The sequence below is a fragment of the Pseudomonas sp. GM79 genome (assembly GCF_000282495.1).
Lineage (GTDB): Bacteria > Pseudomonadota > Gammaproteobacteria > Pseudomonadales > Pseudomonadaceae > Aquipseudomonas.
Map to the genome: position 1 here is coordinate 22046 of NZ_AKJE01000051.1, position 14196 is coordinate 36241.

At 59.7% G+C, this 14196-nt stretch carries 14 protein-coding genes; 12 read left to right on the plus strand and 2 right to left on the minus strand.

Annotated elements, in window-relative coordinates; genetic code table 11:
* Position 1 precedes the first annotated feature (1 nt).
* On the plus strand, positions 2-1141 hold the full coding sequence (locus PMI36_RS13975; RefSeq protein WP_008072343.1) for an HlyD family secretion protein: 1140 nt from the start codon (positions 2-4) through the stop codon (positions 1139-1141).
* Positions 1131-2180, plus strand: a complete 1050-nt coding sequence (locus PMI36_RS13970) for a DUF2955 domain-containing protein (RefSeq protein WP_008072344.1) — start codon at positions 1131-1133, stop codon at positions 2178-2180. The genes PMI36_RS13975 and PMI36_RS13970 overlap by 11 nt, the downstream gene beginning before the upstream one ends.
* Before the next feature lie 3 nt (positions 2181-2183).
* Here the strand turns inward: PMI36_RS13970 and PMI36_RS13965 are convergent, their stop codons facing one another.
* Positions 2184-2489: a hypothetical protein gene (locus PMI36_RS13965; protein ID WP_008072345.1), complete on the minus strand. Its 306-nt coding sequence runs from the start codon at positions 2487-2489 to the stop codon at positions 2184-2186.
* Positions 2486-3412 carry a helix-turn-helix domain-containing protein gene (locus PMI36_RS13960; RefSeq protein WP_008072346.1) on the minus strand — a complete coding sequence of 309 codons (927 nt, stop codon included), beginning with the start codon at positions 3410-3412 and terminating at the stop codon, positions 2486-2488. Before PMI36_RS13960 ends, PMI36_RS13965 begins: the two co-directional genes overlap by 4 nt.
* 163 nt (positions 3413-3575) lie before the next feature.
* Between PMI36_RS13960 and PMI36_RS13955 the strand changes: the two genes are divergently transcribed.
* From PMI36_RS13955 to PMI36_RS13910, 10 genes are all read left to right on the plus strand, one after another.
* Positions 3576-4934 (plus strand): glutamine synthetase family protein, encoded by a 1359-nt coding sequence (locus PMI36_RS13955; RefSeq protein WP_007900282.1) that lies wholly within the window; start codon positions 3576-3578, stop codon positions 4932-4934.
* Positions 4935-5085: 151 nt separating this feature from the next.
* Entirely contained in the window at positions 5086-6174 is a 1089-nt protein-coding gene (locus tag PMI36_RS13950) for a polyamine ABC transporter substrate-binding protein (protein ID WP_008072347.1), read from the plus strand.
* Positions 6171-7472: an NAD(P)/FAD-dependent oxidoreductase gene (locus PMI36_RS13945; RefSeq protein ID WP_008072348.1), complete on the plus strand. Its 1302-nt coding sequence runs from the start codon at positions 6171-6173 to the stop codon at positions 7470-7472. Before PMI36_RS13950 ends, PMI36_RS13945 begins: the two co-directional genes overlap by 4 nt.
* A gap of 288 nt (positions 7473-7760) precedes the next feature.
* A complete protein-coding gene (locus PMI36_RS13940) occupies positions 7761-8357 on the plus strand; it encodes a paraquat-inducible protein A (RefSeq protein WP_008072349.1) in 597 nt (198 codons plus the stop codon).
* Entirely contained in the window at positions 8354-9034 is a 681-nt protein-coding gene (locus PMI36_RS13935) for a paraquat-inducible protein A (RefSeq protein WP_008072352.1), read from the plus strand. Before PMI36_RS13940 ends, PMI36_RS13935 begins: the two co-directional genes overlap by 4 nt.
* Positions 9015-10670, plus strand: a complete 1656-nt coding sequence (locus PMI36_RS13930; RefSeq protein ID WP_008072353.1) for a PqiB family protein — start codon at positions 9015-9017, stop codon at positions 10668-10670. Before PMI36_RS13935 ends, PMI36_RS13930 begins: the two co-directional genes overlap by 20 nt.
* Positions 10671-10687: 17 nt before the next feature.
* Positions 10688-11242, plus strand: a complete 555-nt coding sequence (locus PMI36_RS13925) for a PqiC family protein (RefSeq protein ID WP_008072354.1) — start codon at positions 10688-10690, stop codon at positions 11240-11242.
* A gap of 65 nt (positions 11243-11307) precedes the next feature.
* Positions 11308-12552 carry an MFS transporter gene (locus PMI36_RS13920; RefSeq protein ID WP_008072355.1) on the plus strand — a complete coding sequence of 415 codons (1245 nt, stop codon included), beginning with the start codon at positions 11308-11310 and terminating at the stop codon, positions 12550-12552.
* A gap of 80 nt (positions 12553-12632) precedes the next feature.
* Positions 12633-13148 (plus strand): sigma-70 family RNA polymerase sigma factor, encoded by a 516-nt coding sequence (locus PMI36_RS13915; RefSeq protein ID WP_008072357.1) that lies wholly within the window; start codon positions 12633-12635, stop codon positions 13146-13148.
* Positions 13149-14126 (plus strand): FecR domain-containing protein, encoded by a 978-nt coding sequence (locus PMI36_RS13910; protein ID WP_008072358.1) that lies wholly within the window; start codon positions 13149-13151, stop codon positions 14124-14126. It abuts the gene before it with no gap.
* Positions 14127-14196 lie beyond the last annotated feature (70 nt).

Consider the following 14196-nt stretch of genomic DNA (forward strand, 5'->3'; position numbering starts at 1 on the left):
GATGACTGAACCCTCGCCGCCCGTCACTGAGGCGCCCTCCCCCAAGGCATCCGAGCCTGCCGCCGATCCTGCAAAAAAGGGCATCAAATGGGTATTGCTGCTGATCGTCCTGAGCCTGGCCTGGTACTTGTTGGCTGACCGTTTCACACCGTATACGCAACAGGCTCGGGTGGGCGCCTTTGTCATTCCGGTGGCCTCCGAAGTGGCCGGCCGGGTGATCCGTGTGGATGTGCGCAACAACCAGGACGTCAAGGCGGGCGATGTGCTGTTTGAAGTGGACCAGCAGCCCTATCAAATAGCCGTCGACCGCGCACGTGCAGACCTTGAGTCCACACGCCGCCAGATCGGTGCGAGCACCGCCGGCATTGCTTCGGCTCAAGCCAATTTGCGCGCAGCCCAGGCCAATGAACTCAAGGCGCGGCAGGACAATCAGCGTCTTGAAGGTTTGTACCGCGAAGATCCCGGCACCATTTCCGTGCGCTTGCTTGAAGTCTCTCGGGCCAACCGTGAACAGGCTGTCAGCCAGGTCGCCGCAGCCCATGCCGAAGTCCAGCGAGCACGGGAACAGGAAGGCGGCAGCGAGGAAGACAACGCGCTGTTGCGCAGCGCCGCCACGGCGTTGTCAAAAGCCGAACTGGACTTGTCCAACACGCAGATACGCGCACGGTCGGCGGGGCTGATCACCGATCTGCGCACCGATGTCGGACAGTTCGCCACTGCCGGCAGCCCGGTCATGACCCTGATTGCCATCCACGATGTGTGGATCAGCGCGGACATGACCGAAAACAACCTCGGCCTGGTCGAGGTCGGCACCCCTGTTTCGATCGTTCTGGATGCCATGCCGGGGAAGGTTTTCGAGGGTCGTGTGCGCAGTGTCGGCTACGGTGTCAGCGTCGGTCAGAGCACTGCACCCGGCAGCCTTCCCAGTGTGCAGAACAGCCGCGACTGGCTGCGTCCGGCCCAGCGTTTTCCGGTGATTATCGAGTTTTCCGAGGACTCAAGGAAAACGCTGTTCGCCAGCCGCGCCATCCGTGCCGGTGGGCAGGCTGAAGTGATGGCATTCCCGACTCAAGACAACCCGTTGAACCTGCTCGGTCGTTTGTTCGTGGGACTCATGAGCTGGCTGAGCTATGCCTACTAAGGGCGTGCCTACCCAGCGCACGCCCCGGGTTCAGCGTGCGTTGCGTATGGGCACCGGCACCGCATTGTGCCTGGCGGCCAGCTTCGGCCTGGGCTTGCCGATCCCTTTTCTCGCGCCGGTGCTGGCCGTGTTGCTGTTGGCTTCCCTCAATCGGCCGTTGCCATTCAAGGCTGGATTGATTCTCGCTCTGGCTGCGATGTTAACCACCGGCGTCGGCCTGTTGTTGATTCCGATCCTGCGTTACTACCCGATTACCGGCGTGCTGCTGATTGGCGTCAGTATGTTCCTGGCGTTTGGTTTTGGCCTGCGCGGCGGCAACGCCTTGATCATGACCTTCATGATCATTGGCCTGACGATGATTTCTTCGGCCGGCGTCGCCGAGTTCGATCTGGCGATGATGGTCATCGGTGCCCTGGTCAAGGGGTTGATCCTCGCCGTTCTCGTTGTGGGGATTAGTCACTGGCTGTTTCCCGACCCCGCCAATGCGCCGTCCCCACCCGCCGCCAGCGCTTTGCCGGAGCAAGAAGTGGGCAGAGTTGCACTGCGTGCGACCCTGATTGTCATACCGGCATTCTTGTTGGCCCTGATCGACCCGGCGAGCTATCTGCCGATCATTTTGAAAGCGGTCAGTCTTGGCCAACAGAGTTCGACGACAACGACGCGTAACGCTGCCCATGAATTGCTCGGTTCGACCTTCATGGGCGGGCTGTTGGCTGTTGGGTTCTGGTGCGCGCTCAGCCTGTTTGTGCACTTGTGGATGTTCTTTCTGTGGATGCTCCTGTTCGGCTTGCTGTTGGCGCGCAAGCTCTATGCCCTGAGCCCGACCCGACAAACCCCGGGATTCTGGCTCAACAGTCTGGTCACGCTGATCATCCTGCTGGGTCAGTCGGTTCAGGACAGCCTCGCCGGGAAAGACGTCTATACCGCCTTCGCCGTGCGCATGGGATTGTTTATCGCCCTCACGCTCTATGCCTGCCTGATGGTTTATCTACTCGATCAGCGGCGGCGTAATCCAGGTGTCAGCCAACCCGATCACTGACGCTCATGGCGTTACCTGATAACCCCGCCCTTGCAGGCAGCCGTGATAGTGCTGTTTCACATCGTCCTCGACCGGCTCATAAAACTCGTCATGTTGACGTCCAAGTACCTGCGTAGCATCCACCGCAGCACCCTCCGAGGCTGGCGGGCTAGAGGTGCTCTGGCTGGCCGTGACGTTGCTGCAATCGTTGATGTCCAGCTGGATTTGTTGCGAACTCTGCCCGTTCAAGGGCACGACCGCTTCTGCCTGAACCGGCGTATAGACCATCGACATGACGGCACACAGGCTAAAAGACGATAACCGACTCATGATGATCTCCGACACGGTCCACTGTGTTTGCGAGCCAGTGTTTGGCTGGGAAGTTCCTGGAACAACGCTCGATAACTGCTGGAAAATCGTCCCAAATGCCAGAACGACCAATTCATCGCCACTTGCGCGACCGTCGTTTCCCCGGCCGTTCGCCTGAGCAATTCGCGGCGCGCGCTGTTGAGACGACGCAAGCGCAACCAATGCGTGGGTGTCATTGCGGTATACGCCTTGAATGCATGCTGCAACTGACGCAGCGAAACCCCGGCCACCTGGGACAGCTCCAGTAAATTGAGGGTTTCTTCCGGGGTATCGGCGGCCCATTCGGCGACGCGTTTCATGATCGTTCGCTCCTCCGCCCGGCGCTGCAAACCTGCGCGATCCAGGCACACACAGGCGTTATCGAGGATGTACAAACAGTCCTCCAACAGTTGCTGGGTCAACGCCTCTTTGCTCGGCGGATCCAGCGTCTGCGTCAGCCGCGTCAACGTCCCGCTCAACCAGCGGCTGAACAGGGCGTTCTGACCTGAATTGAGCGGCGACATGAACAAGCCTTCAAGTCGCGCCACGTCCAGGCCATGGCGCTGAACAAATTCCGGACCGAACACCACGGCGATTTCCTGGTAGTTCTCCGGGGTGATCCAGATGTTGCGGCTTTCACCGTTCAGCACGTACAGCGAGTTGTCGCTGCGATCGAAACAGAACGCCAGCGAGCCTTGCGGGGCGCTGAAATTCTGCTCGACGCGGGTGTTCATCTGTTCCTCGTAAATCTCGACGCCTTGCAAATCCAGATAGCGCACCCTTCCGGCGAAATGCCCCGGGGACATCTGCTGATAGTGCTGCACCCAACCCGGTGTGGCGCGGATTTGCTCGGCCACGTCGGCGGTGTTGAACGCTTGAACCTGCAACGGATTGCACGCTGTCATGGGGTGCCTCACGCACTCTTTTGGTGCGCTTTGTGCTGTTTAAAGTGGATAGATGGAACGCCAAGGCTCACCCAAGATAGTCGTCAACGCGCCACAGGGGAAGTGTTCGGTGGATGAAGCCGCGTCCCTCCCCGGCGTTAATCAAACCAATAATGAGGTTTTTATGAATGCCCCTTTCGATCAGCTGTTCACGTGGCTGAAAGATCACAAGATTACCGAGGTCGAGTGTGTGGTCAGCGACTTGACCGGCATCGCTCGCGGCAAGATTGCACCCACCAACAAATTCCTGCATGAGCGAGGCATGCGCCTGCCGGAAAGTGTGCTGCTGCAAACGGTAACCGGGGACTTTGTTGACGACGACATCTACTACGACCTGCTCGACCCGGCCGACATCGACATGGTCTGCAAGCCCGTCGCCGATGCGGTTTACGTCATTCCATGGGCCATCGAACCCACCGCCATCGTGATCCATGACACGTTCGACAAGTTCGGCAATCCCATCGAACTGTCGCCGCGCAACGTACTGAAAAAAGTCCTGCAGCTCTACACCGACAAAGGCTGGAAGCCGATTGTCGCGCCAGAAATGGAGTTCTACCTGACCCAGCGCTGCGAAGACCCGGACTTGCCGCTCAAAGCGCCACTGGGACGCTCCGGCCGTGCGGAAAGCGGTCGTCAGTCGTTTTCCATCGACGCCGCCAACGAGTTCGATCCACTGTTTGAAGACGTTTATGACTGGTGTGAACTCCAGGGCCTGGACCTCGACACGCTGATCCACGAAGACGGCCCGGCGCAGATGGAAATCAATTTCCGTCACGGCGACGCACTGGATCTGGCGGACCAGATTACCGTGTTCAAACGCACCCTGCGCGAAGCGGCACTCAAGCACAACGTCACCGCGACCTTCATGGCCAAACCGATCGGCGACGAGCCCGGCAGTGCCATGCACCTGCACCAGAGCGTGGTGGACATTGCCACCGGCCAGCCGATTTTCGCCGATGCCGACGGGCAGATGAGCGAACTGTTCCTGCACCACATCGGCGGCTTGCAAAAATACATTCCCAAAGTGCTGCCGATGTTTGCGCCCAACGTCAATTCGTTCCGCCGCTTCCTGCCCGACACCTCGGCGCCGGTCAACGTTGAATGGGGCGAAGAGAACCGCACCGTTGGCCTGCGCGTACCGACCTCCAGCCCCGACGCCATGCGCGTGGAAAACCGCTTGCCGGGCGCCGATGCCAACCCTTATCTGGCGATTGCCGCGAGCCTTTTGTGCGGTTATCTGGGCATGGTCGAAAAGGTCGAGCCGAGCGCCGCGGTGCAGGGCCGTGCCTACGAGCGACGCAATCTGCGCCTGCCGATCACCATCGAGGACGCACTGACGCGTATGGAAGAGTGCGAAACCATCGAGCGTTATCTGGGCAGCAAATTCGTGCGCGGTTACGTCGCGGTCAAACGGGCCGAACACGAAAACTTCAAGCGCGTGATCAGCTCCTGGGAGCGCGAGTTCCTGCTGCTTAGCGTCTAAAACCTCGTTCCCACATGAGGTCACAACCCCCTGTGGGAGCGGGCTTGCATCGCGAAGGCGGCGTGTCAGGCGACCTCAATGTTGAATGTGAAATCGCCTTCGCGAGCAAGCCCGCTCCCACAAAAATCCAATAACTCTAAGAGGTGTCGATATGCGTCTACTGAAATCCGTGGTTCCGGCCTCGCTGGCCTTGCTCTTCAGCGTAACTGCACACGCTCAATCAAGTGTGAGCGTCTACAACTGGACCGATTACATCGGTGAGACCACCCTCGCCGACTTCCAGGCAAAAACCGGGACCAAAGTGATCTACGACGTATTCGATTCCAACGAAACCCTGGAGGGCAAACTGCTCGCCGGCCGCACGGGTTATGACGTGGTGGTGCCCTCCAATCACTTCCTCGCACGCCAGGTGAAGGCCGGCGCGTTCCTCAAACTGGATCGCTCGCAACTGCCCAACTGGAAAAACCTCGACCCGAAGTTATTGGCCCTGCTGGAAAAGAACGATCCGGGTAATGAACATTCAGTGCCGTACCTGTGGGGTACCAACGGCATTGGCTACAACATCGACAAGGTCAAGCAAGTGCTGGGCATCGATCGCATCGATTCCTGGGCGGTGTTTTTCGAGCCAGAGAACCTGAAGAAGCTCAGTCAGTGCGGCGTGTCGATGATGGATTCGGCCGATGAAGTGTTCCCGGCGGTCCTGAACTACATGGGTATGGATCCACGCAGCGAAAACCCCGAGGACTTTAAAAAGGCCGAAGCCAAACTGCTGACCATCCGGCCTTACATCACCTATTTCCATTCGTCCAAATACGTGTCGGACCTGGCCAATGGCGACATTTGCGTTGCGTTCGGCTATTCGGGCGATGTGTTCCAGGCGGCGAACCGTGCCAAGGAAGCGAAGAACGGCGTGAACATCGCCTACGCGATCCCCAAGGAAGGCAGTAACCTCTGGTTCGACCTGCTGGCGATTCCTGCCGACGCCAGCAACCCGAAAGAGGCTCACTCGTTCGTCAACAACCTGCTGGATCCGCAGGTAATCGCCAAGGTCAGCGCGTCGGTCGGTTACGCCAATCCGAACCCGGCGGCCAAGCAATACATGGACCCGGAGCTGGTCAATAATCCAGAGGTCTATCCTCCTCAGGAAGTGCTCGACAAACTCTACATTTCCACCACCCCGCCCCAGCCGATCATGCGTCTGATGACCCGCTCCTGGAGCAAAGTGAAGTCCAACCAATGAATCAGTACGACAACGAACATGCTCATTCCTATTACGCCGCGTCGGCCAACAGCTTGGCGCCCTACCCCGTGCTGGCTTCCGACCTCACGGCCGATGTCTGCGTGGTGGGCGGCGGCTTTACCGGGGTTAACACCGCGATCGAACTGGCGCAGCGCGGGCTCTCGGTGATTCTGCTGGAAGGCCGGCGGATCGGCTGGGGCGCGAGCGGGCGTAATGGCGGGCAGTTGATCCGCGGCATCGGCCATGACGTCAGCGGTTTCGCCCGATATGTCGGTCAGGACGGCGTGCGCTATTTGGAGCGTGCAGGCATCGAATCGGTGGAACTGGTGGGCAATCGCATCCGTGAGCATGGGATCGATTGCGACCTGCGCTGGGGCTTCTGCGAGCTGGCCAACACCCCGGCGCAGTTCGAGGCGTTCAAGGCGGAACTGCAAAACCTTGCCGAATTGGGTTACAGCCATGAAACCCGACTCGTCGGCCCCGAGCAGATCCGCCAGCAAGTGGTGGGCTCCGATGTTTATGCCGGCGGCCTGATCGACATGGGTTCGGGTCATTTGCATCCGCTGAATCTGGTGCTTGGCGAAGCGCGCGTTGCCGAATCCCTCGGGGTGCGAATATTCGAACAAAGCCCGGTGCTGGAGTTGATCCATGGCAGCACCGTTCAGGTTCGTTGCGCCGGCGGCACGGTGCGCGCCGGTAGTCTGGTGCTGGCCTGCAACGCGCACCTGGAAGAACTCGAACCACACCTGAGCGGCAAGGTTTTACCGGCAGGCAGTTACATCATCGCCACCGAGCCTTTGGCACCTGAGGTTGCCGCGCAATTGATCCCGCAGAACCTGGCGCTGTGCGACCAGAAAGTCGGCCTCGATTACTACCGGCTCTCGGCGGATCGACGCTTGTTGTTCGGCGGTGCCTGCCATTATTCCGGGCGCGATCCGGGGGATATCGGCGCTTATATGCGGCCAAAAATGCTCAAGGTCTTCCCGCAATTGGCTGATGTGCGCATCGACTATCAATGGGGCGGCATGATCGGCATCACCGCCAACCGCTTTCCCCAGGCCGGACGCTTGAGCCAGTACCCGAACGTGTTCTACGCCCAGGGTTACTCCGGTCATGGCCTGAACGTGACCCATTGGTGCGCACGGTTGCTGGCCGAAGCGATTCATGCCGGGCACAGCAAGGGGCTCGACGTTTTCAGCGCCGTCCCGCACATGACCTTCCCCGGTGGAAAAGCCCTGCGCTCACCGCTGCTGGCCCTCGGCATGTTCTGGTATCGCCTGCGCGAATTGCTCGGCTGAAGGGGGTGCCATCGTGGGTACTGGTTTACTCGCGAGGGCGACATGTCAGCCACTTATTGGTTGAGTGTCAGGCCGTCTTCGCGAGCAAGCCCGCTCCCACAATTGACCGAGTTCTCTCAGAGGAATGCGGTCGAATGTGGGAGCGGGCTTGCTCGCGAAGAACGATGACGCGGTCGATCAGACTTTATGTCCCCGTCCTCTTGATCAGTCTTTTAATTTGCTCAATCGCAAGTCACTTCTATATTGAGGGAGTGCTCTGACTTTCCTGCCTCCTCGCGAGTGCGGCCTATGGCTACGACTGACCAACTGATCATCTGCGAGCACTGCGACTGCGTGTATGAAAAAGTCACGCTCGCCAAACATCAGAAAGCCCTGTGTACCTGCTGCGGCGGCGTGCTGCAGCGTTATAACGGACTGTCGGTGGAGCAGCGGCTGGCGTTGGCCTTCACGGCAACGGTGCTGTGGATTTTCGCCAACTTCTATCCCGTCATGAGCATCAGCCTCAAGGGCCTGAAAAACAGTGCGACGCTATGGGATTCGGTATTGGCGTTGAGCCAGGGGCCGATCACCTTTATTGCGCTGGTGGCGGCGATATCCATCATCATCGCGCCGCTTTTTCAACTGGTGTTGCTGATCTGGGTCCTGAGCTTCGCCCTCGTGCATCGGCGCTCGCCAGGCTTCAAGCTGTGCATGCGCTGGCTGGAAACCCTCAGGCCCTGGAGCATGCTCGAGGTTTGTCTGCTGGGGGCAATGGTGGCGGTGTTCAAACTGGCAGGTTTGCTCGATGTAATACCCGGCCTTGGCCTGTTTGCCCTGGCTGTCCTCAGCCTGCTGCTGATCCGCATCGCCGGGCGCGATGTACGTGATTTGTGGGACACCCTATGAACAGGCCACCGCTCGCCAGCGAACTCAACCTGTGCCTGTGCCATAGCTGCGGCCTGGCCTGCGACATCACCGATAACCCTCACGAATGCCCACGCTGCGGCGCGCCCCTGCATGCTCGCAAAACCAACTCATTGACCCGCACATGGGCCTACTTGCTGACCTCGCTGGTGTTCTATGTCCCGGCCAATCTGCTGCCGGTGATGAACACCAGTCTGTTCGGCAGCGGCTCCGACAGCACCATCATGAGCGGTGTGCTGGAGTTCTGGGCACACGGTGCGTGGGACATTGCCCTGATTATTTTCATCGCCAGCATCGCAGTGCCAGGCATCAAGTTCGTTGCCCTCTCCCTGCTGCTGATCACCGTGCAACGCGGCAGCCTTTGGGCGCGCAAGGAGCGTTCGAAGCTTTACCGTTTCGTCGAGCTGATCGGCTACTGGTCGATGCTCGATGTGATTGTTGTCGCACTGGTCGCCGCACTGGTGAAATTCCAGGCCCTGGGCGATATTCAACCGCGCCCGGGTATTCTGTTTTTTGGTCTGGTGGTGGTATTCACCATGCTGTCTGCCATGAGTTTCGACCCGCGGCTGATCTGGGATAACGAGCGGGATAACGAGCGGGACAACAAGCGGGACAACCCACCCAACGAGGAGGTCATGGATGAAGTCGCAAGCCACTGATGGGCCGCAAGACCCCGGCCAGGCCAGTATCAAGACCCGTCGCTTCAGCGTTTCGCTGGTGTGGATTGTGCCGATCGTTGCGGTGCTGGTGGGGATCTCCCTGGTGATACACAGCATGATGCAGGAAGGCCCGACCATCACCGTCACGTTCAAGACCGGTAGCGGTCTTACGGCCAACAAGACCGAGGTCAAATACCGCAGCGTGGTCATCGGCCATGTCTCGGAAGTGAAGCTGAGCAACGATCAAAAAAGCGTTAACGCCACGATCAAACTCGACAAACAGGCTGAGAACTTCACCCGCGAAGATTCGCAATTCTGGGTCGTGCGACCGCGCATTGGTGCCGGCGGCGTCTCGGGCATCGATACCCTGCTGTCAGGCGATTACATTGGTGCCGACATCGGCGTGGCCAATATCCGTTCCAAACACTTCATTGGTCTGGAAAACCCACCGCCCATTACCTATGGCGAGCCGGGCAAGCGCTTCATGCTGCACACCCAGGACCTTGGCTCGCTGGACATCGGCTCCCCCGTCTATTACCGCAAGATTCCAGTCGGGCAAGTGGTGGCGTATGCGCTGAATGCCGACGGCAAAGGGGTGAACATCGAAATTTTCGTGCATTCGCCCAATGACGTCTTCGTCACGCAGAACACCCGGTTCTGGAACGCCAGTGGTATCGATGTGAGCGTGGGTGCCAATGGTTTTGCGGTGAATACCGAATCCCTGTCTTCGTTGTTGGTGGGCGGCATCGCGTTTCGCGCGCCGGAATACAGCCCCAATGATCAGCCGGCCAGCGAGAATAAAGCCTTCGACCTGTTCGAAGACCAGCAAACCGCCCTCGCGCCCCCCTTTGGCAAGGGGCAGTACCTGAGTTTGCGCTTCGATCAGGCACTGCGCGGGCTGAAAATTGATGCGCCGGTGGAGTTCCTCGGCATCGAATTTGGCAGAGTCGTCTCGGTCAATCTGGATTTCGACGCGAAAAAGCGCAGCTTCCCGGTCAATGTCGGCATCGTGATCTACCCGCAACGCCTCGGTCAGGCTCATACCAAAATGCTCGAGGCCTTGAAGCATGACCCGAATGACGAAGCCGCTGGTGTGCGGCTGATGGGCAGCTTCATCGAAAATGGCCTGCGAGCCCAGGCCCGTAGCGGCAATCTGTTGACCGGCCAGCTCTACATCGCGCTCGACTTCTACCCCGACGCAGAGAAAGTCGTGTTCGATCCAACCGCCCGCCCCGTCACCATCCCCACCATTCCTGGCAGCCTCGAGCAGTTGCAGGAAAAACTGGAGAACATGGTTAACAAGATCAACCAGCTACCGATCGACCGCATTGCCGGCAATCTCGACAGCAACCTCGTCGAACTGCGCAAGGGCCTCGTACAGTTCAACGCCAGGACCCTGCCCGGCGTGCAGACCACCTTGGGGGACGTCAGCAAGGCCTTGCAATCGGCCAGCTCGACCTTGGCCGAGGATTCGCCGCAACGGGAGCAGTTGACCCAGACCCTGGACGAACTCGGGCGCATGTCACGCTCCTTGCGTGAACTCTCGGATTACCTGGGCCGGCATCCGGAATCGCTGATTCGCGGTCGTCCCGACAACGCCGCACCGATGGATATGAAGGCGCCACCGCGCAACTGACCACAGGAGCAATACCCATGGCTTTCCCGCTGAAGATCTCGCTGGTCACTGTGCTGTTACTGCTCACCGCTTGCCGCAGCGATCCGATTCAGTTCCATACCCTGACCCCGCCCCAACTGAGTGGCGCAAGCGGCGGCACGGAGATTCAGATTGAAGGCATCACGGTGCCGCCCCAGGTCGATCGGCCGCAGATTGTCATTCGCCAAGGTAACAGTGGCCTGGCGATCCTCGAAACCGAATGGTGGGCGGCGAGTCTGGTGGATGAATTGCGCAGCGCCTTGATCGATCAACTGGTCACCAGCAATCTGCAACGCAGAGTGTCGTTGCGACTGGACGTGCAGCGCTTTGATTCGATCCCCGGTCAATACGCGTTGATCGACGTCAAATGGCGCCTGCGCAATCTCGGCCCCGGCGATGCGGCGCTGATCACCTGTCGCAGCACGTTGCAGACCCCCGCCGGCCCGAGCATTGATGAGCTGGTGGTCGCCCATCAGAACAATGTGAAACGGTTAGCTGCCGCCATTAGCCAGGCTGCAATCGGATCTTCACGGGGCTGTCCGTCGGTCAAGTAGCCAGTGCGCGGTTTTCCCTCGGTGGCAAAGCACGTAGGATGCCGCCCAACCACCGAGGCTGACCGATGTCCCATACAGGTACCCTTCAGGGTTCAAGCGTAAGAATCCTGATTTATCTTCTGTTCGCGATCCAGCTCATCTCCATGGGCGCGATGGAAATGAGCGGGCCGTTCTGGCCCGTCCATCTGCGTGGGCTGACGTCGTCGGAGTCGGTATTCAGCTTCGCCAGTATCGCCGTCTACGTCGGGCCGATGCTGGGGATTATGCTGACCAGCGCATTCTGGGGCCGTATCGGCGACCGGTATGGCCACAAGTTGATGATGATCCGCGCCCTGGCCGGTTTGTCATTGACCCAGCTTGGGCTGGCCCTCTGCAGCGATATCTGGGTGATCCTGCTCCTGCGCTTCTTGCAGGGCGCGTTCGCCGGGTACATCGCCCCGGCCCAGGCTTACGGCGTCAGCATTGAAGCGCCTTCACGCCGGGCGCGGCTGTTTGCAATCCTGCAAATATCCACCAACGTCGGTTCGTTGCTCGGTGCCGTGGTCGGCGGGCTGATCCTCGATTACGCGACCTTCTTCTGGATCAACATCATTGCCTCGGCCCTCTGTGCGATCTGCACCGTGGTGGCGGCCGTGACCTTGCCGGATGTGCCGCCGGTGAAGAAAGCACCGGTGGTGGATGCCACTGCACCGGTCAAGCGTTCACGTAGCGTGTGGCAAGGCTCGCCGCTGCTGTCGTTGCTGGGCGTGATGGGAATTCTGTTGCTGGCGCGAATGCTGCCCCAGACTTCGTTCTCGCTGTATGTCAGCTCGGTGTTCGAGGTCCGCAACTCGGTGGTCGGCCTGTGCTATGGCTTACTGGCCTTGGGTTTCATCATCTCGGCGGCGCCGTGGTCGCGCTACTTCGAGCACCGTAGCCAGCAAGACACCCTGCACCGCATCACCTGCATTGTTATCGGTTGCATCGGCCTGACCGCCGTGGCCGGCATCACCCGCAACCCGGTGGTGTTTGTCATTGCCTACTTCGTGTGGGGCGTGCTGCTGGGGGCGACGACGCCGGTGCTGATGGCACTGATCTCGAAAACCGCCGACAGCTCACAGCAGGGTTACGTGCTGGGGATTGCCCAAAGTACCGCGCAATTCGCCTCCATCGCGGGCATCTCGGCCGGTGGTTTGCTCAGCCAGGTCTATGGTTTGCAATACACCTACCTGTTTGTTTGCCTGGCCTACGTAGTCGCGCTGATTCCGATTGTCGCCTTGCGCTATTGGCCAGTGGTGATGCAACCGAGCCAGGTCCCTCCCGGCGATTGATCCTGAAGGCGCCTCTTGCGCCGCAGGGTCACAGTCAACTAGCATTGGGAATACTTCTCAATCGCTAAAAATTATCATCCATGAGCGATACCCTGCCCGCAACTCACAACAATCACCTGCGCATGATCGAGGCCCTGTACAGCGGCCATCATGGCTGGCTGTATGCCACGCTGCGCAAAAAACTGGGCAACGCCATGGATGCGGCCGATCTTGCACAGGACACCTTCACTCGCATACTCGCCTCCCGGGTCGCGGTCATTGAGCAGCCTCGGGCTTACCTGAGCTGCGTGGCCAAGGGCATTCTGGTCAATTGGTATCAGCGCAAGGCGCTCGAACGCGCCTACCTGGACGCCTTGGCGTTGCTGCCCGCGCCCGAAGCGCCCTCCCCCGAACTGCGCTTCATGGTGCTGGAAACCCTGCACGAAATCGACGCGATGCTCGATTCCCTGCCGCCGCTGGTGAAGCGTACGTTCTTGCTGTCGCAGATCGGCGGGTTGAAGTACGAGGACATCGCCGCGCAACTGGGCGTCTCGCTGATTACCGTCAAGCGCTACATGAAGCAGGCTTTCGTGCAATGCCTGATGCTGGTGGAATGAATGTCGACTCGCCACAGTGACGCGCAAATCGATCCGCGAATTCTCGAAGAAGCCGCCGAATGGCTGATGCGTCTGAGCGAAAGCGACTTCAACGAAACCCAGCGTGCCGAATGGGAGTGCTGGCGCGTCAGCAGCCCCGAGCGCCATCGCGCCTGGGCTCGTGCGCAATTGCTGCAAAGCAAGCTCGGCGGGCTGCCGCCGTCACTGGCGATGTCGACGCTGGATCGCCCAAGCAACCCTGAACGACGCACCGCGCTGGCAAAACTGGCGACTATCCTCGCGGTACTGCCCACCGGCTGGGGCAGTTGGAAACTGCTGGAGTCGCAACAATGGACGGCCGACTATCGGACTGTCGTGGGCCAACGTCGTGAAATGACCCTGGCCGACGGTTCGCACATCACCTTGAATACCGACACCGCCATCGATGTGCTGTTCGACACCAACCAGCGACTGATCAACTTGCGCGAAGGTGAAATTCTGGTGCAGACCGTGCCGGATGTATTGCCCCTGGCCAGACCTTTTCTGGTCAGCACCCGTCAGGGGCGCATGCAGGCCTTGGGCACACGGTTTACCGTTCGCCAATGGCAGACCCGCACCCACCTTGCCGTGCTGGACGGCGCGGTCAGAGTCGAGTTGCCCCGTGACAGTCACGTCGCCCCATTGATCGTCAATGCCGGGCAACGCACCGACTTTTCCGCGCAAGCCTTTGGCCGGTTGAACCCGGTGGACAGCGCCGTCAGCGCCTGGGCTCAAGGCATGTTGATGGCTGACAACGTACGTCTGGCCGACTTCCTCGCCGAACTGGCGCGCTATCGCAATGGCTTCGTACGCTGCGACCCGGTCATTGCCGATCTGCGCATTTCCGGCGCCTTCCCCATCAGCGACACACAACGCACCTTGAACATGCTCGTGCAGACGTACCCAGTAATCGCCACCGGGCATTTAAGCGGCTATTGGGTCACGCTTTCTCCCGCCTGAGCTCGCAAAAAAATATTGCGGCGCGGGTGATACTTTTTTTGATCTCGACTGGCTAGGGAAGGAAGAACTT